This window comes from Luteolibacter rhizosphaerae, assembly GCF_025950095.1.
Lineage (GTDB): Bacteria > Verrucomicrobiota > Verrucomicrobiia > Verrucomicrobiales > Akkermansiaceae > Haloferula > Haloferula rhizosphaerae.
Genome location: NZ_JAPDDR010000001.1, coordinates 531,800 through 550,736, shown reverse-complemented (window position 1 = coordinate 550,736; position 18,937 = coordinate 531,800). Strand labels below are relative to the sequence as shown.

Below are 18,937 nucleotides of genomic sequence, written 5' to 3'. Positions count from 1 at the left end.
TCGTTCGGGGCTTCAGGTCTTTTCCCAGACGCGGGCCCGGAGCGCTTCGCCCGCGGCGCGGGCTTCGGCCTCCTTCTTGCTCTTGCCCTTGCCCACCGCGAGGATCATTCCCTTCCAGGAAACCTCGGCTTGGAAGACCTTGCGGTGATCGGGACCGCTTTCGCCTAGGATGCGGTAGTTCGGGGCCTGCGGCGAAATGGCCTGCAAGCATTCCTGAAGTTCGCCCTTCGGGTTCCGTTCTTCCGGGCTACCCGCGAGCGCCTCAATCTCGGACTGGAACAAGCGCAGCACCAGATCCCGTGCCCCGGTATAGCCGCTATCGAGATAGACCGCGCCGATGAGCGCCTCAAAACCATCCGCCAGCGTGGACATGCGCCGACGACCGCCGGTTGCTTCCTCACCCTTGCCCAGCAAGACATAGCTGCCGAGATCGATGGTCAGGGCGAAACGGGCCAAGGCGCGGCGGGACACCAGTTGCGAGCGCAGCTTGGTCAGACGTCCTTCCGGGAAGTCCGGGAACATCTTGAAGAGATCTTCCGTCAGGATCAGTTGCAGCACCGCATCGCCCAGAAATTCAAGCCGCTGGTTATCGAAGTGCGGGCGCTGGGACTCGTAGGCGAGACTCGGATGGGTCATCGCTTCAGCAAGGAGAAGCGAATTGCGAAATTTGTATCCGAGGCGGCTCTCGAGACTTTCCATGACACACGTGCCGACTGTGTCCGCCTCTACGAACCGGAACGCCTGTTGTTCCCGAAAGAAGAGGTGGGGTGACCGACGGGACTCGAACCCGCAACAACCAGAATCACAATCTGGGGCTCTACCATTGAACTACGGCCACCATTTTAACGGCGGGCGGGAGAACTAAGCGAACATTGCCCCCTTGCAAAGGGAAAAATACAAGGCATGCGGAAGACTGCGAAATGCAGACGGTTTTATGGACGAAGATGCCCACCGAATCCCTATCACCCCGGAGCTGGACCTCCACGGCTTCCGCCCCTCGGAGATCGGCGAGCTACTGCCGGAATACTTCGCCGAGTGCCTGCGCGAGGGCATCCGCGGGGTGCGCGTGATCCACGGCAAGGGTACCGGAGCCCTGCGGGAAAGCGTACATTCCCTGCTGCGGCGCCTGCCGGAGGTTCAGGAATTCCACTACCCGGCTTCCCAAGGGAACTGGGGTGCCACTTGGGTCATCCTCAAGCCGCACGCGCCAGAATCCACAACAGATCCGACAGCCGGTTGAAGAAGAGCCGCAGCAGTTCCGGCACTTCCTCTCCGCTCTCGTGCAGCCGCAGGGCCGCCCGCTCCGCCCGCCGCGCAATGCTACGGGCCATGTCCATCCCCGCCCGGGCGATCGAATGATCGGCGCCCGGCCGGGCCCAGTCCTTGAAGACGATACCCCGCGCTTCGAAGTCCTTCGCGGTGGCCACGATCCAGTCGAAGTCCTCCTGCCCCACCGCTTGGAAGCCCGCCTTCACATAGCGCTCCTCGTCCCCCGCTTGGCAGGCGAATTGACCCATCAGCCCGATCAGCATTTCCTGCAGACGCGCGATAATCTCCTCCACCTCCGGTACCGCTCCCGCCGCCCGGGCCAGCCCCAGCGCGGCATTCACCTCATCCACGGTGCCCAGCAGCTCCACCCGCAGGGAAGTCTTCGCGATCCTTTTCCCGAATAGCAGGTCCGTCTCCCCCTCGTCGCCCCGGCCGGTGATGATGCTCATGGACGGAATCACTAATCACCAATTTTCCGATCATCAACCGAAGTGCGCTACGCAATTACCGCGCGGTGGGAGGCCGATTGGTGATTGGAAGATCGGCGATTGATGATTTCTTCCTCCCCACATGCTTCTTTCGCGCCTGAATGACGGCCCCGAGATCTTCTTCACCCTGCAGGGTGAAGGTGTATCCGCTGGCATGCCCGCCGTCTTCGTGCGTTCCTCCCTCTGCAATCTCCACTGCCAGTGGTGCGATACGGACCACACCTGGAACTTCGAAGGGACCCCGTGGAAGCACGAGAAGGATGCCGATCCGGGCTACAGGAAGCATAAGAAGTCCGAGGTCACGATCGAGACGCCCACCACGGAGATTGTCCGTCTGGTCGCCATGCACCCCTGCCGCCGCGTCGTCCTCACCGGCGGCGAACCGCTGCTCCAGCAGGAGGCGTGGCTGGAGGTGATTACCGGCCTGCGGGAGATCGATCCAGCCTACCAATTCGAGGTGGAGACCAACGGCACCCGCAAGCCGACCCCGGAATTCCGCGCCGCGGTGAACCAGTTCAATGTCTCCCCGAAGCTGGCGAACTCCGGGATGGACGCGAAGCTCCGGCTCGTCCCGGAAACCCTCGCCGGATTCGTCGCGGACCCGAAAGCCTGGTTCAAATTCGTGGCCGTTGAGGACGCCGACATGGACGAGATCCTCACCTTCTCCCGGGAGTTCTCGGTCCCGCCGGAGCGGATCTTGGTCATGCCGGAAGGCCGCACCAGCACGGATCTGGACCGCCACGCCCCGGCCGTGGCGGCACGCTGCCTGCTCCATGGCTGGCGCTTCTGCGACCGCCTCCACGTCCGCCTCTGGGGTGACAAGCGGGGCGTCTGAACCGGGCCGCGCAACTTTTCTCTCGCTCCCCGGTTTCTCTCCACGGAAACTGCCTCCTGCTCCTCCAATGAAGCGCGAAACGAACTCCGGCAACATCGAAAAGGACCCCGTCTGGGAACTCCTCCGGGAAAGCGCGGCCCACCGGCCGAGCCCGAACTTCGCTGCAAATGTCGTCCGCGCCGCCCGTCTCGAAGGGCAGGCCAAGCCGTGGTGGAGCAAGATCCTGATCCCCGTCTCGATCGGTGGAGCCCTCACTGCGGCAGCCGCCATGGTGGCCGTGGTGATGAGCCTTCAGGACACCTCTAACCCGGGCGGCCATGGCCAATCGGTCGTGGTGAACGAAGGCACTCACTCCTCCTTCGCAGATCTCCAAGACAATCTCGAAACCGAGGTCTTCCTCGCCGCCTCCGAACAACTCGGCGACTACAGCGACGAGGAACTTGTCTCCATGATCGGCTTCTAAGCAAGCCCGGCAAGTTGATCGAAACGAAAAGGGCGGACCCTCAAGTCCGCCCTTCTTGATTTCTGGATCCGGCACCCGGGATCACTCGTGATCCGCCAGATAACGCTCGGCTTCGAGCGCCGCAGCGCAGCCTTGGCCAGCCGCCGTGATGGCCTGGCGGTAGTAGTGGTCGGACACGTCACCCGCGGCGAAGAGGCCTTCGGTCTTGGTGGCGGTGCGGCCCGGGGTCTGGATGATGTAGCCGTTCTCGTCCTTGTCGACGAGGTCGCCGAGGAAAGCGCTGTTCGGAACGTGACCGATGGCGACGAAGACACACTTCAGCTCCAGTTCACTCTCCTCGCCGGTAACCAAGTTCTTCAGCGTCACCGCACGCACCTCGCCCGCTTCATCGGTGAGATACTCCGTCACGGTGCTGTTCCAGACCGGCTCGATCTTCGGGTTCGCCAGCGCGCGGTCCGCCATGATCTTGGAGGCGCGCAGCTCCTCGCGCCGGTGGATGAGGTAAACCTTGCTCGCGAAGCGGGTCAGGAAGGTCGCTTCCTCCGCCGCGCTATCGCCGCCGCCGATCACGGCCACCGGCACATCGCGGTAGAAGGCACCGTCGCAGGTGGCGCAAGAGGTCAGTCCGCGGCCGATGAGCGACTTCTCGTTCGGCAGGCCAAGGTGGCGGGGAGCCGCACCGGTGGCGATGATCACCGTGTGGGACTCGTGCTCGCCGGAAGAGGTCTTCACCAGGAAGCTGCCGTCGGCACGCTTCTCCACGCTCTCGACATTGGCGTACTCGATGCGGGCTCCGAATTTCTCGGCCTGCTTCTGCATGTTCATCATCAGCTCGGGGCCCATGATTCCTTCCGGGAAGCCGGGGAAATTCTCCACTTCCGTGGTGGTGGTGAGCTGGCCTCCCGGCTGGGTGCCGGTCAGCATGAGGGGGGTGAGATTGGCGCGGCCGGTGTAGATGGCGGCGGTGTAGCCGGCACAGCCGGTGCCGATGATGATGACGTTTTCCATGTTCCTTCGTGGTCGGGCGGCGGAGTATTCGGATTGGAATACCGCGCCGTCAACCATCGGGGGCGGGAACTTCGGGGAAAGGGTCTACTGGATTCCCCTGGCAGCCTTTTGCTGCTGGATCCAGAGCCGGTCCTCCGGGGAGAGGTTCTTCTCCTTGGTCCGGGCGCGCTGGCCATCCGGCTCCACAAGAACAAGCTCGCCGTCCTTGTAGTGGGCCAGCTTGGCGAAAATCGAGCGGCCCTTGCCATCCGACCACTGGCGATAGCCCTTCTTCTCCAGCCCGGAGTGCCAGACCTTGTAATTCTCGTTTGCCACGGAAACCCCCTGCTTCATCTGCCCCCAGATGAAATCCTCCCGCCCCCGCCGGTAGCCGGTGTAGCGGCCGATCACCTCGCTGGAGGGGGAAACCACCAGCATCGTGGGGAAGCCCCTCGCGTTGTACTTCTTCTTCAACTCCCGATTGTGAACCGTGCGGCGGTAGACCTCGTCGGCATTCTTACCGGTGGGATTCATGTCCACCACCAGACGAACCGTATTCTCCTGTGCCCAATTCTCGAAGTCCCTCGTGCTCAGCAGTTCGCTGCTGATCGTGTTACTTGCCGGGATTTGCTTGTCGTTAAACCAGATCAGCACCGGCTTGCCGGTTTTCTTCGCCTCGCGGAGCGCTTCCGTCTCGCTCTCCAGCCACAGCGTCCCGGACCCTGCGCCTGCCCACACCTCCTCAAGCTCCGGGATGCCGGCGTCGGGATTGTCGGAGTCGGTCCAAGCGAGATCGGTTGCCGGATTGTAGTTCAGCGCCTTCTTGAGCGCTTCCTCTTGGGCAGCCGCTTGATTTCCGCCGGGCGATACCGCGGTGCCTCCTTCCCCGGCCCCTTGCCGCAATTGCGGTGGGATTCCGGTAGGGCCAAAGGGACTCGCGTCGGCCTCCGCCTTCTTCCCCGCACAGCTCGCCAGAAGACCGGCACTGGCAAAAATCGGAATCCATCTCAAGGGCTGCATGAGTCGCACGCTAGGAGGTCCGCCGCCGGGATGCAATCCGTCCGGTTTCCCTTGCCCCGGTGAAATTCCACGCAAAACATGGCCACCCCGTGACCATGAGACTGTTTTCCATCATCTTCACGCTCTTCGTCGTGCTGGCTCCCGCGCTATCCTTTGCCGCGGACGCCCACGCGGAGCCCGTATTCCTCGAAAAAATGGCCACCTTCCCGCAGCAGGAGGAGGCGCAGGGGATCAAGGAAATCGGCGCCAAGCTTGCCTTCCGAGCCAAGGAAGAGCCCTTCTTGCTGGTCGCCACGATTATCTTCGTCTTGGCCATTCTCCATACCTTCGTGGCGGTTCCGATCACCAAGCTTGCCCACAAGGTCCAGCACGACCACGACGAGCGGATCCGGAAGGTGAACAGCGGCAGTGCGAAGGCGCACCAGATGGTTAGCTTCAAGGGTACGATACTCCATTTCCTAGGTGAAGTGGAGGCCATCTTCGGCATCTGGGTGCTGGTCCTGCTCACGGCCATGCTTTCCTTCTACGACCTCGGAACGGTGAAGAGCTACATGATGGGCGTGAACTTCACCGAGCCTCTGTTCGTGGTGATTATCATGGCCTTGGCCTCGACCCGACCAGTCCTTCGTTTCGCGGAGGGCTGCCTCGGTTTCTTTGCCCGCTTCGGAAAGGAATCTCCCGCCGCATGGTGGCTCTCCATCCTCATCATGGGCCCTCTGCTCGGTTCCTTCATCACCGAGCCCGGTGCCATGACCATCTCGGCCATGCTGCTCGCGAAGAAGTTCTATCGTCTCAAGCCGACCCCGCTCTTCTCGTATGCCACACTCGGCCTGCTCTTCGTGAACATCTCGGTGGGCGGCGTCCTTACGAACTTCGCAGCGCCGCCGGTGCTGATGGTGGCAAAGAGCTGGGGCCTGAGCACTACGGAGATGCTCCTCCATTACGGGGATAAGGCGGTGGTCGCGATCCTACTCTCCACCGCGCTCTACTATGGACTCTTCCGGAAAGAACTGGCCGCCATGGCGGAACGGGCCGGAGATCACGACGGCGATGGCAAGGGCGATCTCCGCGAAAACCCGCGCCCCATCCCCATTTTCGTGATCCTCACCCATCTCGCCTTCATGGCGTGGACGGTGTTCTTCGCGCACTATCCTCCGCTCTTCATCGGCGGCTTCCTGTTCTTCCTCGCCTTCTCGCAGGCCACCGCCCACCACCAGCATGAGATCAACCTGCGCGGCCCCATCCTCGTGGGATTCTTCCTCGCCGGACTGGTAGTGCATGGCGGTCTGCAAGGCTGGTGGCTGGCACCGATCATCGGGTCGCTTGGCAAAGAAGCGCTTTTCGTCGGATCCACGATCCTGACATCCTTCAACGACAACGCGGCTATCACCTTCCTCGCGAGCCAAGTGCAGGGCCTGCCCGCGCAATTGAAGTATGCGGTACTGGCCGGTGCCGTGACCGGCGGCGGTCTGACCGTGATCGCGAACGCCCCGAACCCGGCGGGTCAGGCATTGCTGGGCCGCTTCTTCGGCGAGGGTGTCTCCCCCGCGAAGCTCTTCCTGGGAGCCCTGATCCCCACGGTGATCGTGGCCGTCTGCATGTTGTTCTTTCCCGACAAGGGGATCGACGAGATGTTCGCGCCGGAGAAGGAAGCGGGCTACAGCGCTCCTGCCGAAACACCCTGAGATCATGTTCACCGGACTCGTGGAAACCACCGGCCGGGTCCGCTCCTTCGAGCGACTCGGCAAACAAGCACGCCTCTCGCTTGCGATCCCCTTCGCCACCGAACTCACCATGGGTGAATCCGTGGCCGTGAACGGCTGCTGCCTCACCGTGGCCGCGATGGATCCGGAGGGTGCCTGCTTCGATTTGCTGACCCAGACACTCGCCGTCACCTCGCTGGGTGACCTTGAAGAAGGGTCGACGGTGAATCTCGAACGCGCCCTGCGGGCCGGAGATCGCTTCGGCGGTCACTTCGTGCAGGGTCACGTGGATGCCACCGGCGCAGTCATCGCCCTTGAAGCAAAGGGTCAGGACCACATCTTCGACGTCTCGCTGCCGCCGGAAATCGAGCGCCTGTGCATCGACAAGGGCTCGCTCTGTGTTGATGGAATCTCACTGACCATCGCGGAGCTGAGCTCGGGCCGAGCACGCTTTTGGATCACGCCGCATACCTTCACCGCCACGCATTTGCCCGCGCTGAAGACCGGCGCACGCGTGAATCTGGAGGCCGACCTGCTCGCCAAGCATGTGGCGAAGCTGATGGACGGCTTCAGTGCGGCACGAGGAGCGTGAAGGGCCACCAGGGCAGGTTCCTCACCAGCCCGAAGACCACGACCAGGCTGGCCAAGGTCCAAGCAAACCAGCCGGGAATTAGCGGCATGCCGCCCTGCGGTCGGCGCCACTCCCGCCACACCGCGAGACCGAGCAAGGAGCAGCCGGCGAGGAACAGGACGACGACCAAGGGATTCATCTCCAGCGCCTGGCCCAGATTACCACGCAGCAGGCCCTTGGCACTACGGGTGCCGCCGCACCCCGGGCAGTAAAGTCCCGTCATGGAGCGGAAGCTGCACGGCGGCATCGCCGCGCTCCAGGTCCGGACCGTGAACTTGAGAATCAGGAATCCCAGCGCCCCGGCTACCGCAAGCAGTGTCCAAGGACGCCGGATCTTCATGCCCTATCAGGGAGTTGGGGCCGGAGCCTTGTTCTTCTCCATCTCGCGGCGGATCTCGTTCCGCTGCTCTTCATTGAGCGGCATCATCTGGATGATCTTCTCCTGCACTTCTTCCGGAGAGAGATCCTTCACGCTGAGCGCGAAGGCACCCATGAGACCGGAAGCAATGAGACCGAGAATGCCGGTGATGATACCGGTGCGGGCCATGCCCTTGCCTGCGTAGCGGGCGGGATCGCCCTTCGCCTTCGACAGGCCGATGAATCCGAGAATGATCGCCACCAGGCCGACGACCAGCATAAGCGGCCACACGCAGCAGCCGATCAGCGAAAGGATACCGCAGATCAGCGAGCCGATTGCGAGACCCTGCGAAGGAGGCTGGGAATGGGCCATCGGCTGCCCGGGAGCAGGGGCAGCCACCGGGGTCCGGTAGGGCTCCTGAGTCGCAGCGGGCGTCTGGACCGGAGCGGAAGTGGTCGGAGCAAAGGCCGGGGTGGACGACGCCGGGGCGGCGAAGCTGCGATCTTCCGCAGGAGCAGGAGGGGTGGGCTTCAATTCGGCGATCGTTCCCACCGGCATCCAGTCGGACATGCCCTCGCGCCATGCGAGTTCCGAATCGCCGATCTCCCCCATGGCGATGCGGGACTTCATATCCTCCAGGGAGATCGGTCCCTGCTGTGCGCCGTTCTTCGCGTAATACCAGTTCATGCGTTTCCGAAACCGTTAGTTCATGTCTCCCACCATGGCGATGACCAAAATCACCACGAAGGCGAGCGAGAAAAGGATACCTAAATACCCGGTCACCAATCCTGCAATGGCCATTCCACGCCCTGTCATGGGAACCGGGGATTTCTGGATCTGGGACATGGCAAGATGTCCGCAGATCACGGCCGGAATCCCGAAGATCCCGCCGATGTGACAAGTGATCACCGCAAGAATCCCGCAGACCATGCTCGCGATGGCCAGGCCGCTATTCGCGACCGGCGCGTAGTAGCCGGCAGCCATCGAGCCCGGCGGCGCATACGGAGACACGGCACCGGAACTGAGCTCAGCCACCGCATCCAGCCGGGTCCAGTCTTTCATCCCGTCCCGCCACACCAGCGTCTCCGGGCCCACTTGCCCGGCGGCAATCATGGCGCGGAGTTCGTTCTCTTCGACCGGACCTTTCTGCCCGGCGCTTGAACCGTAGTACCAGAGTGGCATGGGAGGGATGGTGGCTTAGCCTATGCTGGCGACAGGACGAACCGGCTCCGCCTCCGCCGCATAATCGACACCGGCAAGACCGAAGCCGAAGAGTTTGAGGAACTCCTTCTGATAACCCGCGAAATCCGAAAGCTCGTCGAGCTGCTCGGTAGTGATGACATTCCAGACCTTCTCCACCTCTTCCTGAACTTCAGGACGCATCTCCCAATCGTCGATGCGGATCCGCCCCTTGTCATCGAGGACCGGACCATTCGCTGCGCCATAGTGATCCGCGAAGAGACGCTGGATCTGCTCGATGCAGCCTTCATGAGTGCCCTTGGCCTTCATGATCTTGTAGAGGATCGAGATGTAGAGCGGCACCACCGGAATGGCGGAGCTGGCTTGCGTGACCAAGGCCTTGTTCACGGAGACCACCGCGGTGTCCGCGCCATAGGCGGCGTTCAGTTCGCGAGCCGTTTGCTCCAGGTGAAGCTTGGCGCGGCCGATCGTGCCATCGGTGTAGATCGCCCAAGTCAACTCGGGCCCGATGTAGGAATAGGCCACGGTCTTGAAGCCGTCGGCAAGCACGCCTGCAGCGGAGAGCGCATCGATCCAGAGTTTCCAATCCTCGCCGCCCATTACCTTCACGGTCTGTGCGATTTCGTCCTCGTTCGCGGACTCGATGGTGACGGTATCGACCTGCTTCTTGTCGGTATTGAGAGTCTTGTTGGTGTAGGTTTCACCGGTCGGCTTGAGCACCGACTTGTAGACCTCGCCGGTTTCCGGATCGGTTCGGCGCGGGGAGGCCAGGCTGTAGACGATCATGTCCACCTGTCCGAGATCCGCTTTGATCGCATCGATCACCTGCTGCTTCACCTCCTTGGAGAAGGCGTCGCCATTGAAGCTCTTGGCATAGAGGCCGGACTTCGCGGCCGCTTCCTCGAAGGCTGCGGAGTTGTACCAACCGGCGGAGCCCGTCTTGCCATCCGATCCTTCCTTCTCGAAGAACACGCCGATCGTGGCAGCACCGCCGCCGAAGGCCGGGACAATGCGCGAGGCAAGGCCGTATCCGGTGGATGAACCGACCACCAGCACCCGCTTCGGGGCATTGGCCAGCGCGGGCTTCGACTTCACGTAGTCGATCTGCTCCTGAACGTGTGCGGCGCAACCGTCCGGATGGGCGGTGGTGCAGATGAATCCACGGATTTTCGGCGAAATGATCATGTCCGGCAGGATAGTGGAAGGCGGAGGAGAGACCGGCAATCCAGAATCACCAATTTTCTCACGCTCAATCGCTTACTCGGGCCGCACGACGACCCGCATCAACCCATTCCGCCGGATTCATCCCGTAGAATCTCACCAGCTCCTCATAGATCTCCGGCTCTTCCTGACGAAACTTCTTGGCCCGCTCGAAGAAGGTTTCGGTGGCGACCGCGAAAAACTCCGCAGGGCTCTCCGCACCGTAGTCATCCATCACCGTGCGCTTCCCTTTGTTCACCCGCTCGCAAAAATCGTCGTAAGCCGGGAGGAAAGCTTCGGACCACTTTCCATAGTCGGTGACCTCCTCCAACTCCGGAACGCCATCGGCGGCACCATCCTCCTGGTCGATCTGATGCGCGAATTCGTGAAGCACCACGTTCAGCCCGTCCTCCGGGTTCAGGTCGCCTTGCTTCACGGTTTGCCATGCCAGCACCACACTGCCATGTCCCCACGATTCGCCCAGGCGAATATCCTCCACTCCCCACTCGTCCTTCACCCGGAAAGCATCCGGATAGACCAGGATACTACGAAGTCTCTCGTAGTAGTCCTGCGGGCGCTTCGCGACCAAGAGACAGGCCGGGGCCGCGATCGCCAGGCGCATGGTCTCATCCACTTCCTGCAGGCCACCGCAGGGCTCGAAGGTTTTTTCGGCCAGGAAGACATGCATCCAGCCCTCCGTCTCCATGCGGATGTCCTCCGGGATCTCCTCCCACAGCGGGAATACCTCCACCACGATCTCCCGCTGCCGGGCATCCAGACGCAGCGCCCGCAAGGCCTGGCGTCGGCGACGCACTCGCCAGGAATGCCAGAAGACGATCGCCGCCACGCAGATCAAGCCGCCGAACAGCAGCCACAGGCCGCTCATGACTTCGACCCGGTGTTGCGGCTTACGATCCAGACCAAAGTTCCGCCCGTCAGCAATCCGCCGCAGAAGATCAGCCAGAACCACCCTTGGACAAAGTCCGGCAGATCCACATTCATCCCGAACAAGCCGCCCAAGGCGACCAGAGGCAGGAAAAACCCGGCGAGCAGATTCAGGCGGAAGGCGATCTTGTTCAGCTTGTCCGCCGCCGCTTGCTGTTCCTCGCTCCGCTCCGCCTTCCAGTATTCCAAGGTGAGCTTGGCGTCCTGGTTGAGCTGCTCTGCGGCCCGCTCCACTTCCCGCACCCGGTCGCGATAGGAGCGCAGTTCGCGTGTGTCCTCGTCCTGCGAGAGGGTCTGGTCGATCGCGATCCCGAGATTCCGGGTCGAACGCGCCAATGGTCCCGCGATCCGGGCGAGGGTAAAGACTTCCTCCGCCGTATCCGCCTCGTTGATGATGTCCTCCTGCTCGTCGATCAGCTTCACGTAGCGGTCAACCAGCTCCCCGAGGCGGCGCAGGCCCTTCCCCCCCGCGTAGTCGATCCAGATCCCGTCGGAGCGCCGCCAGAAAATCAACGGCTCACGGTCCGGGGAGCCACACTTCGGCACCTCGTGAACCACGAGCAGCAACTCGTCCCGCCCGACCACACAGCGCTGGTTGCCGGGGCGGTTGCTCAGTTGGTCGAGGATCTCATCCTCCAGCTCGAGTTGAGACGGGAGGTAGGGGAAGTCGGAGCACTTCGACATGACGTGGTGGAGTTGAGCCCCGGATTGCGAAATTCCAAACCCGAAAATCGCGGGACCTAGCCCCTGCGGTTCCAGTCCACCAGCTCGTCATAGCGGATTCCGCTGCCGCCGAAGAGATCCAATGCCGAGCCTACCGTGAGATCCACCTTGCCGCCGGAAAGCGTGTCGACCTGCTCCACATCCGCCATCGTCGCCGCGCCACCGGCGTAGGTAATCGGGCAGCCGCCCCAATCCCCTAGTATCCGCACCAACTCGCCATCAATGCCACGGCAGAGGCCTTCCACATCCGCGGCGTGGATCAGGAACTCGTCGCAGAAAGGCGCCAGCCGCGACAACACTTCGGGCGTCACATCCAGATCCGTGAGGGTCTGCCAACGGTCCATCGCCACGGTCCAGCCGCTGGCGGTCCGGCGGCAGGAAAGATCGATCACCAGACGCTCCGCGCCCACGGTATCCACGAGCCGGCGCAGCCGCTCTTCGGAAAACTTGCTCCCCTCGAACAGCCAGGAAGTCACGATGACATGTGAGGCCCCGGCATCGAGCCACTCGCGGGCATTGTCCGCATGGATGCCGCCGCCGATCTGCATGCCACCGGGCCAGGCGGCAAGCGCTTCGCGGGCCGCCTCATCGTTCCCCGGGCCGAGCTTGATGATGTGCCCGCCGGTCAAGGCATCGGCGCGGAACTTGGCAGCAAACTCCCCTGCCCCGGCACTGGCCACGAAGTTCTCGCGCGGGCCCGGACCATCGTCGCGCAGCGTCCCGCCTACGATTTGCTTCACCTTGCCTTGGTGCAGGTCGATGCAGGGGCGGAACTTCGTCATGGGACGGCGGAGGGTCGGCGATGCCGGCGGGGAGTCAAGGACTACAAGGGGCCGACCTGCGCCGCGGCGTGACCGCGCTTCTCGTTAATCAGGAGCGTCAGGATCAGACCGACTCCTAGGAATCCGGCCAGTAGAATGAGAGCCTGAGGCGTACCAGCCTTGTCCCTGACATAGGCAAAAGGAAAGGTCATGATCGCCGCCAGTTTGAACATCATCCCCCAGATCCCGAACATTTCGGCGGATCGGTCTGGCGGAGCCAAGTAGCCCACGAACGCACGGTTGGCGGAACCCAGAGAGCCAAGGCCGAAGCCGAGGAGATTGCCGATCACCCACAAGGGCCACTTGAGGAACTTTTCGGGATCACCGCCACCGGCGACGAAGACTTCATGACGATACGCATAGAAAGCGAATCCCGAAGCGGCGAGTATCCACACGATCAGGAGGAACACTGTCGAACGGCGATGACCCATCCGGTCTTGGAATAGCATCGGAATGATCGTGCCGATGATGCCCGAAACGGTGATTACCGCGAGGAAGATCACCCGCTCGACATCCTTGAAGCCATACTCCTTTGCGAGGGTGCTGGCAAAGAAGACCACCACGCTCATGCCGGTCCCGTAAAAGAGCGAGGCAAGCATGAGCATTGCCAGATCCCGGTAGCTCTTCAACTGCCGCAAAGTCTCGCCCAGCCGGACGAAACCGACGGTCAGAAGGTTGCGCCCCGGGTGAGGCGGGCGAACCAGCTCCGGCTCCTTGAGCCAGAGGAATACCGGAACCATGAAGGCGAGGAACCACAGACCGGCGAATACGAAGAAGGGCCGCGGCTGATCCTTCAGGTCGAAGGCAACGATACAACCGGCCGTGACACAAAGGAGAAACAGGGCGGCAGCGTAGGCACAGCCCCACGAGAACCCGCTGACTTTGCCGACCTCATTCTGCCGTGCCAGGCCGGGCAGGAAGCTCGCGAGGAAGTTCTCGCCGACCGAGAACGCGAAGTTCGCCGGGATATAAAGGAGCATCGCGAGCCAAACCTGACCCGGCTGAATGAAAGCCAGCAAGCAGGTGAAAACACTGCAGATGAGGCCGGTGACAATCAGTCCCTCCTTCTTCCATGCACGCTCGTCGGCAGCGGCACCGGCGATTGGGGATGCCAGCGCGGCAAGCAACATGCTGACCCCGAAGGTGATCGACCACAGTTGATTCTCATTTCCTTTCGATTGCACCACCACCTCGGTGAAGAAAACGGAGAACAGCAGCGTGTTCACGATCAGCGTGAAGGACTGATTCGCCACGTCGTAGGAGATCCAACTCCACAATTGCCGCTGCTGCGGCAGACCCTTGAGCGGATAGAACTTGGAATTCATGCAAGCGCCTGAGCGGCCGCGCCATGCTCGCCGGAATCTCCGGCAATGCAATCCCTGTCCCCGCACCCGGCCTTGGGAGTCCGGGTGACGGTTCCGCCGCATTCACGCCGTCGCGGGCTTCCCTTGGATCCCGCCCGCCCACAGCAGCAGCAACGCGAGCGGGTGAAGGAACGCCATCGCCAGAAACCAAGGCTCGTAGCCCCGCCCCTCCAGCGCGCCAACCAGCGGACCGAAGACCGACTTGAACGCCTGATCGAGAAAACCTGCTGGCTTCACGGCGGGACCGGACACCATCGCTGCCACGATCATGTTCATCAGGATCCCACCCAAGGTGCTCCCCGCCGCGATAACGCCGAAGGCCGTGCCCAGCGAATGCCTCGGCACCACATCCACCACCAGCGCACTGATGTTGATGATCCACGCCAGCGCGGCGAAGACCACGCACACGGCCAGCACCATGCTCGCGTCCAAGCCGGACACCTGCGCGATGAAGGGCGAGAGCGGCATCATGCAAGCACAGCCGAGCATCACCCATAGCCGCGAACTCGCGGCGCTGCGACCCTTCTTCACCAGCAAGCCCGAGCACCACCCACCCGCCAGCGAGCCGACCCCCGCCGCGGCATACACGATCCAAGTGATCGTCAGCGAACCCTGGTCCAGCCCGCGCTCGCTGCTGAGGTATTTCGCGAACCAGAACTGGTAGAAATACCACACCGGGTCGGTCAGCAGCCGGCCTAACAGCAGCAACCAGACCGGCCGGAAGGACAAGATCCTTCCCCAGCCCCAAGCCTTATCGTCACCCTCCCGCGCCGTTCCACCCTCCTCGATCAGTGCCAGTTCCTCCGCGGTGACATGAGCGCTCTCCCGCGGCTTCCGGTAGAGCAATAGCCAGGGCAGCAACCACACCAGTCCCGCGAATCCCGTGACCAGAAAAGCCACTCGCCAGCCCGCGCCGTTCCCCAGCCACTCCTGCAGCCATGGCAGGCTCGCCGCGTAGTCGAACTTCGCCAGCGGAATCACCAGATAGGGTGCCACCGTGGCCCCCATCGTCGCGCCCATCGTGTAGAAGCCGATCGCAAGCGCCCTCTGCCGCGCGGGAAACCATTCCGATACCGCCTTCGACGCCGCCGGCCAAACCCCGGCCTCCCCCAAGCCTAACAGGAAGCGGCACGCACCGAGCGACCGAGCTCCCTGCACCCAACCCGTAGCCGTGTTCGCGAGCGACCACCACACCACGAAAAAGCCCATCCCTACCCGCGTCCCCAGCTTGTCCACCAGCTTGCCGGACACAAGGTAGGCGATGGTGTAGGCCAGCAGGAAGAGATTCACCACGTCCGCGTACTCGCGGTCGTCCATCTCCAGGTCTGCCTGGATGGTGGGTGCCAGCGCGGACAGCGTCTGTCGGTCGAGGTAGTTCAATACCGCGGCCAGGAAAACCAGGACGATGATCCACCAGCGCAGCCCCCGTATCTTCATCTTCAGGGAGACTCCGCTCTTCTCGCGTCGAACTCAAGATAAGCGAGACTCATGCACCAAGCCGCACCGTAGTTCACCCAGCCCTCCGCATGCCGGTAGCCGCCCTGCGGATTGAAGGGAAACATCTCCGTGCCCGGGCCGGAGTCGATCGAACCACGGCAGAGTTCCAGACGGGCGCAAGTGTCATTCTGAAACACATTCGGCCAGGTCCGCTCGATCCCCGTGAAACCGTCCTGCTTCGCAGTCGTCGCCGCCAGCCGGGGATTGCGCCCGAAGACAGCATCCGCATGCGAGCTCGCCAGCTCCTGCATCCGCCGCTTCAGCACCGGATCATCCAGCGCCCACGATGCGGCGAGGAAGACCGCCGGTGCGCTTGCCCAGTTACCCACATCGTTCAGCTTCGGGATCGTCCAGTTCCTCTCCTCGTCGTAGCGGCGGAAGTCCCAGAGATTCTCCGAGCGCTTTGCTGCCACCCGGGCCCACTCTGCAATCTTCTCCTTCAATCCCGGCGGGGACTGCTCCGGATACTTCTGCAGCAGCCACACCAGATTCGGAATCGTGCGATGCTCGCTCATCCGCTGGCCCTTGGTAGTTCGGGGATCGTTCCAATCGATCTTCTCCACGATCCAAGCGGTCTGCGCCACCGCAACCTTCAGATAGCGGTCCGGATCAGGCCGCCCGTCGCGCTTGGCGATCTCATGCATCAGCAGGTTCGGCACGATCGAGTGCCCCGGCGCATGCCGCCCCTTGTAAGGATGCAACAGCCCTCCGAAGGGATTCTTCCCGTGGATCTGCGCCTCCGTCAGATAGGTCGCAGGATCCCACCATTTGTCGATCTCCAGCGACTTGCTCCAGTTCTCTTCGCAGAAGCTACGGCACTTCTCGTAGAATGACTCCGGCAGCCAGCGCTTCAACTCCGGCCAAGCCCAGACCACATACGACACCTGCTCGACTGTCTGGCTGTGGATCTGCCTCGGATCGGGATCGTCGCTCGGGTCTTTCGTGGCCGGATTGCAGAGGTAGTAGCCTGCGCCCCAGTGGATCAGCTTCACCACGTCCGGCGCATCAGCCGCGGGCGGCTCCAGCTCGGTGTAGTATTTCCGCACCGCTTCCATCACCCCTTCGCTGCACGGGTTCTTGGCATCGAACTTGAAGGCCGGGTCGAGGATCCGCTTCTTGTCCGCCGCCCAATCGATCTGCCGCGGCATGCCTTCCACCCGCTTCGCATCGGCGCGATAAAGCATCACCAGCGCGGGCAGGATCGCATCGTAGTAGGTACCGTCCCGCCACGGGCAGCCACCATAGGCGCTCGGGTGAGTGCCCGCCACGCTCCGCGAATCGATCAGGAAATCCACCGCGGGCTGCCAGAAGAGATCCTGCATCAGGTCCGGACCGATCAGGAAGGGATCGCTAAACCCCGACTTCAAACTCCCGCCGCTCAGCTCGATCACGTATTCCCCTGCTTCACGGTATTCTGAGAAGTCACCAATGCCCCCATGGACCTTACCTTCGTGGACCACCGCCGCGTCGCCACCATGCCGCCGCATCACGAAGGCCGTGCCGTCTGCGGACAGTGGCGCGGTGAAGCGCTTCGGCCTGCCGCCCTCGAATCCCACCTGGTTCAGCGCCACCTGATGGGTGTCGAGGGCAATTCCCCGCAGGCCGAGCATCTCGCCGCTCAGCCCGGCCCCCGGGGGAGCCAGAAGCTCCCGCGGAAGGGCGATCTCACGGATACGGGCGGCACCCGCATGGATCAGGCTTACCTTCAGCCGGGTCACCCCAGGCAGCTTGATGGAAATGCGCAGGGCTGGATCTTGGTTTCCCCTCACCTTGCCCTCCGGTGGAGCGATCCAACGGCCGCCACTCTCCAGCGCGAGATCGAAATCCGCCAAGGCATCACCGCCCTCCCAGCCGGAGAAGAGATCCACCGCCACGATATCGGTCGCCTGCGGCAACTCGATCTCAAGCCACGGTGCCGGATCGGACTCCGCGGCGAGCCAGCGCGAGGTGTCATCCACCACTCCGTCCACGACTTTTCCCGCACCCCGGCCCTCACGGTAGCTGCTCGCGGTGGCCCTTGCACCACCCGCGGCATTGATGACTTCGGCATGGGACACTGCGCTCCCCAGCAACAAGGCCAGGCATGACAAGAATCGAGAAACATTCGCAGCTCGTCTCTTGCCGCCCTCATCCGTCGCCATGTCACCAAAGAACCTCATTTCAAATCCCAATTCTGCGTATTAAGATAAATACCTTTTATAAATAAGCATATTCACCATCTGTCATACATTTAACCGTTACGCAGACGATTTCATCATTACGCATTTACAATAGGTAAGTTCCCGCAATGCTCCGCGCCGTGAAGTCCTCCTTCCGCCACATCGGCCTCATGCTGGATCCTTTGAGCGGCTATGGCAGCAAGATTCTTGATGGAATCAGCCGCTATGTGCAGCGGAAGCCAAATTGGCGGATGGCCTTTTTCGACCGTGAGCGCCGCGAACTCGCCGATCTCGTCGAGACATGGCAGGGTGATGCCATCATTTGCACCGTGGTGGACCAGCGCTTTCATGACGCCGCCGCCGGTCGGAAGATCCCTGTGATCAATGTCGCCGGCCTGCTGGATGAAGCCGAGGTCACCAGCGTGCTCAGCGATGACCGCGCGATTGGCAAGATGGCCGCGGAGCACCTCCTCGATCGCGGCTTCACGAACTTCGCTTTCGTCCGCCGCCGCGATGGCACCCGTTACTCGACCGATCGCGGTGCCGGCTACCAGGCCCGGGTGGAGGAGGCCGGCTTCAAGGTCACCACCATCAGCCTCTCCGCGAATCACTCCGACGAGGAACTCATCTCGAAGCTCGAAACCTTGCCACGCCCCCTGGCAATCTTCACCGCCCTCGACCGCATTGCCGCGATGGTGCTCGAAGCTTGCTGGAAGGCCGACTTCAAGGTGCCGGAGGAAATTGCGATCGTTGGCGCGGGCAATCACCAGCAACTCTGCGAGCTCTGCTCCCCCACCCTCTCCAGCGTGGAGGTGGATATGGAGCGCCGCGGCTACGAAGCCGCTGCCTTGCTCGACCGCATTTTGGAAGGAGAGAAGCGCCCGAAGGAGCCCGTTCGCATCCCCCCGGCCCATGTCGTCGAGCGTCGCTCCACAGACGTCTTCGCCTTCGACGATTCCGATGTGGTCGCCGCGCTGCGCTTCATCCGCGAGCACTCGGACAGCACGATCAAGGTGCGGGACGTGGTCGCCTCCACCACCATCTCGCGGCGCTCGCTTGAGGGCCGCTTCAATTCCCTGATCGGCCGCACGCTGCATGAGGAGATCTGGCGCGCGCACTTCGATCTCGCCATGCGCCTGCTCTCTTCCTCCGACCTCTCGCTTCAGGAAGTGGCGGAGCGATCCGGCTTCCGCACCGCCAGCGCGTTGGTGAATCTCTTCCGCCAACGTCTTGGCGTCACGCCGAAGGAGTTCCGCGTCGCGAACCGTCGCTAA

The 18,937-nt window shown here is 62.6% G+C and carries 20 protein-coding genes and 1 tRNA gene; 6 read left to right on the top strand and 15 right to left on the bottom strand.

All coding sequences use genetic code 11. The features are described 5' to 3' along the window. Nucleotides 1-12: 12 nt before the first annotated feature. Together rnc and OJ996_RS02235 are read right to left on the bottom strand one after the other, a co-directional pair. Nucleotides 13-699 (bottom strand): ribonuclease III, encoded by a 687-nt coding sequence (gene rnc, locus OJ996_RS02240; protein WP_264510702.1) that lies wholly within the window; start codon nucleotides 697-699, stop codon nucleotides 13-15. Nucleotides 700-763: 64 nt separating this feature from the next. Then, nucleotides 764-838 (bottom strand) — tRNA-His (locus OJ996_RS02235). Nucleotides 839-934: 96 nt separating this feature from the next. On the opposite strand from OJ996_RS02235, the gene OJ996_RS02230 reads away from it, so the two are divergent. Beyond that, on the top strand, nucleotides 935-1,240 hold the full coding sequence (locus OJ996_RS02230) for a Smr/MutS family protein (protein ID WP_264510700.1): 306 nt from the start codon (nucleotides 935-937) through the stop codon (nucleotides 1,238-1,240). On the opposite strand, the gene OJ996_RS02225 is transcribed toward OJ996_RS02230, so the two are convergent. Further along, nucleotides 1,194-1,718, bottom strand: coding sequence for a cob(I)yrinic acid a,c-diamide adenosyltransferase (locus OJ996_RS02225; protein ID WP_264510698.1), 525 nt, complete (start codon nucleotides 1,716-1,718; stop codon nucleotides 1,194-1,196). The two genes, OJ996_RS02230 and OJ996_RS02225, sit on opposite strands and share 47 nt — an antisense overlap. Before the next feature lie 121 nt (nucleotides 1,719-1,839). On the opposite strand from OJ996_RS02225, the gene OJ996_RS02220 reads away from it, so the two are divergent. Both OJ996_RS02220 and OJ996_RS02215 read left to right on the top strand, forming a co-directional pair. Next, complete coding sequence (locus tag OJ996_RS02220) at nucleotides 1,840-2,592, top strand: 7-carboxy-7-deazaguanine synthase QueE (RefSeq protein WP_264510696.1); 753 nt, start codon at nucleotides 1,840-1,842, stop codon at nucleotides 2,590-2,592. 67 nt (nucleotides 2,593-2,659) lie between these two features. Further along, nucleotides 2,660-3,055: a hypothetical protein gene (locus OJ996_RS02215; protein ID WP_264510694.1), complete on the top strand. Its 396-nt coding sequence runs from the start codon at nucleotides 2,660-2,662 to the stop codon at nucleotides 3,053-3,055. 81 nt (nucleotides 3,056-3,136) lie between these two features. On the opposite strand, the gene trxB is transcribed toward OJ996_RS02215, so the two are convergent. After that, complete coding sequence (trxB, locus tag OJ996_RS02210; RefSeq protein ID WP_264510692.1) at nucleotides 3,137-4,063, bottom strand: thioredoxin-disulfide reductase; 927 nt, start codon at nucleotides 4,061-4,063, stop codon at nucleotides 3,137-3,139. 84 nt (nucleotides 4,064-4,147) lie between these two features. Then, entirely contained in the window at nucleotides 4,148-5,062 is a 915-nt protein-coding gene (locus OJ996_RS02205) for a thioredoxin fold domain-containing protein (protein ID WP_264510690.1), read from the bottom strand. A 95-nt stretch (nucleotides 5,063-5,157) separates the two neighbouring features. Here OJ996_RS02205 and OJ996_RS02200 point away from each other — a divergent pair, with 95 nt between their 5' ends. Together OJ996_RS02200 and OJ996_RS02195 are read left to right on the top strand one after the other, a co-directional pair. Continuing rightward, complete coding sequence (locus tag OJ996_RS02200; RefSeq protein ID WP_264510688.1) at nucleotides 5,158-6,747, top strand: putative Na+/H+ antiporter; 1,590 nt, start codon at nucleotides 5,158-5,160, stop codon at nucleotides 6,745-6,747. Nucleotides 6,748-6,751: 4 nt separating this feature from the next. Then, nucleotides 6,752-7,357, top strand: a complete 606-nt coding sequence (locus OJ996_RS02195) for a riboflavin synthase (protein ID WP_264510686.1) — start codon at nucleotides 6,752-6,754, stop codon at nucleotides 7,355-7,357. Here OJ996_RS02195 and OJ996_RS02190 read toward each other — a convergent pair. From OJ996_RS02190 to OJ996_RS02145, 10 genes are all read right to left on the bottom strand, one after another. Then, nucleotides 7,335-7,736 carry a DUF2752 domain-containing protein gene (locus OJ996_RS02190; protein WP_264510684.1) on the bottom strand — a complete coding sequence of 134 codons (402 nt, stop codon included), beginning with the start codon at nucleotides 7,734-7,736 and terminating at the stop codon, nucleotides 7,335-7,337. The genes OJ996_RS02195 and OJ996_RS02190 overlap by 23 nt on opposite strands. A 6-nt stretch (nucleotides 7,737-7,742) precedes the next feature. Beyond that, nucleotides 7,743-8,441, bottom strand: a complete 699-nt coding sequence (locus tag OJ996_RS02185; protein WP_264510682.1) for a GYF domain-containing protein — start codon at nucleotides 8,439-8,441, stop codon at nucleotides 7,743-7,745. Between the two features lie 15 nt (nucleotides 8,442-8,456). Beyond that, entirely contained in the window at nucleotides 8,457-8,936 is a 480-nt protein-coding gene (locus tag OJ996_RS02180; RefSeq protein ID WP_264510680.1) for a GYF domain-containing protein, read from the bottom strand. Between the two features lie 15 nt (nucleotides 8,937-8,951). Next, nucleotides 8,952-10,139 carry an enoyl-ACP reductase FabV gene (gene fabV / locus OJ996_RS02175; RefSeq protein ID WP_264510679.1) on the bottom strand — a complete coding sequence of 396 codons (1,188 nt, stop codon included), beginning with the start codon at nucleotides 10,137-10,139 and terminating at the stop codon, nucleotides 8,952-8,954. A 64-nt stretch (nucleotides 10,140-10,203) separates the two neighbouring features. Continuing rightward, a complete protein-coding gene (locus tag OJ996_RS02170) occupies nucleotides 10,204-11,040 on the bottom strand; it encodes a M90 family metallopeptidase (RefSeq protein WP_264510677.1) in 837 nt (278 codons plus the stop codon). Continuing rightward, the gene (locus OJ996_RS02165) at nucleotides 11,037-11,783 is read right to left on the bottom strand and encodes a CorA family divalent cation transporter (RefSeq protein ID WP_264510675.1); all 747 of its coding nucleotides are present in this window, start codon (nucleotides 11,781-11,783) and stop codon (nucleotides 11,037-11,039) included. Before OJ996_RS02165 ends, OJ996_RS02170 begins: the two co-directional genes overlap by 4 nt. 56 nt (nucleotides 11,784-11,839) lie before the next feature. Continuing rightward, on the bottom strand, nucleotides 11,840-12,604 hold the full coding sequence (gene hisA, locus OJ996_RS02160) for a phosphoribosylformimino-5-aminoimidazole carboxamide ribotide isomerase (protein ID WP_264510673.1): 765 nt from the start codon (nucleotides 12,602-12,604) through the stop codon (nucleotides 11,840-11,842). A gap of 41 nt (nucleotides 12,605-12,645) precedes the next feature. Further along, complete coding sequence (locus OJ996_RS02155) at nucleotides 12,646-13,968, bottom strand: MFS transporter (protein ID WP_264510671.1); 1,323 nt, start codon at nucleotides 13,966-13,968, stop codon at nucleotides 12,646-12,648. Nucleotides 13,969-14,070: 102 nt separating this feature from the next. Next, nucleotides 14,071-15,444: an MFS transporter gene (locus OJ996_RS02150; RefSeq protein WP_264510669.1), complete on the bottom strand. Its 1,374-nt coding sequence runs from the start codon at nucleotides 15,442-15,444 to the stop codon at nucleotides 14,071-14,073. A 2-nt stretch (nucleotides 15,445-15,446) separates the two neighbouring features. Next, nucleotides 15,447-17,561: a hypothetical protein gene (locus tag OJ996_RS02145; protein WP_264510667.1), complete on the bottom strand. Its 2,115-nt coding sequence runs from the start codon at nucleotides 17,559-17,561 to the stop codon at nucleotides 15,447-15,449. Between the two features lie 242 nt (nucleotides 17,562-17,803). On the opposite strand from OJ996_RS02145, the gene OJ996_RS02140 reads away from it, so the two are divergent. Next, nucleotides 17,804-18,937, top strand: coding sequence for a DNA-binding transcriptional regulator (locus OJ996_RS02140; RefSeq protein WP_264510666.1), 1,134 nt, complete (start codon nucleotides 17,804-17,806; stop codon nucleotides 18,935-18,937).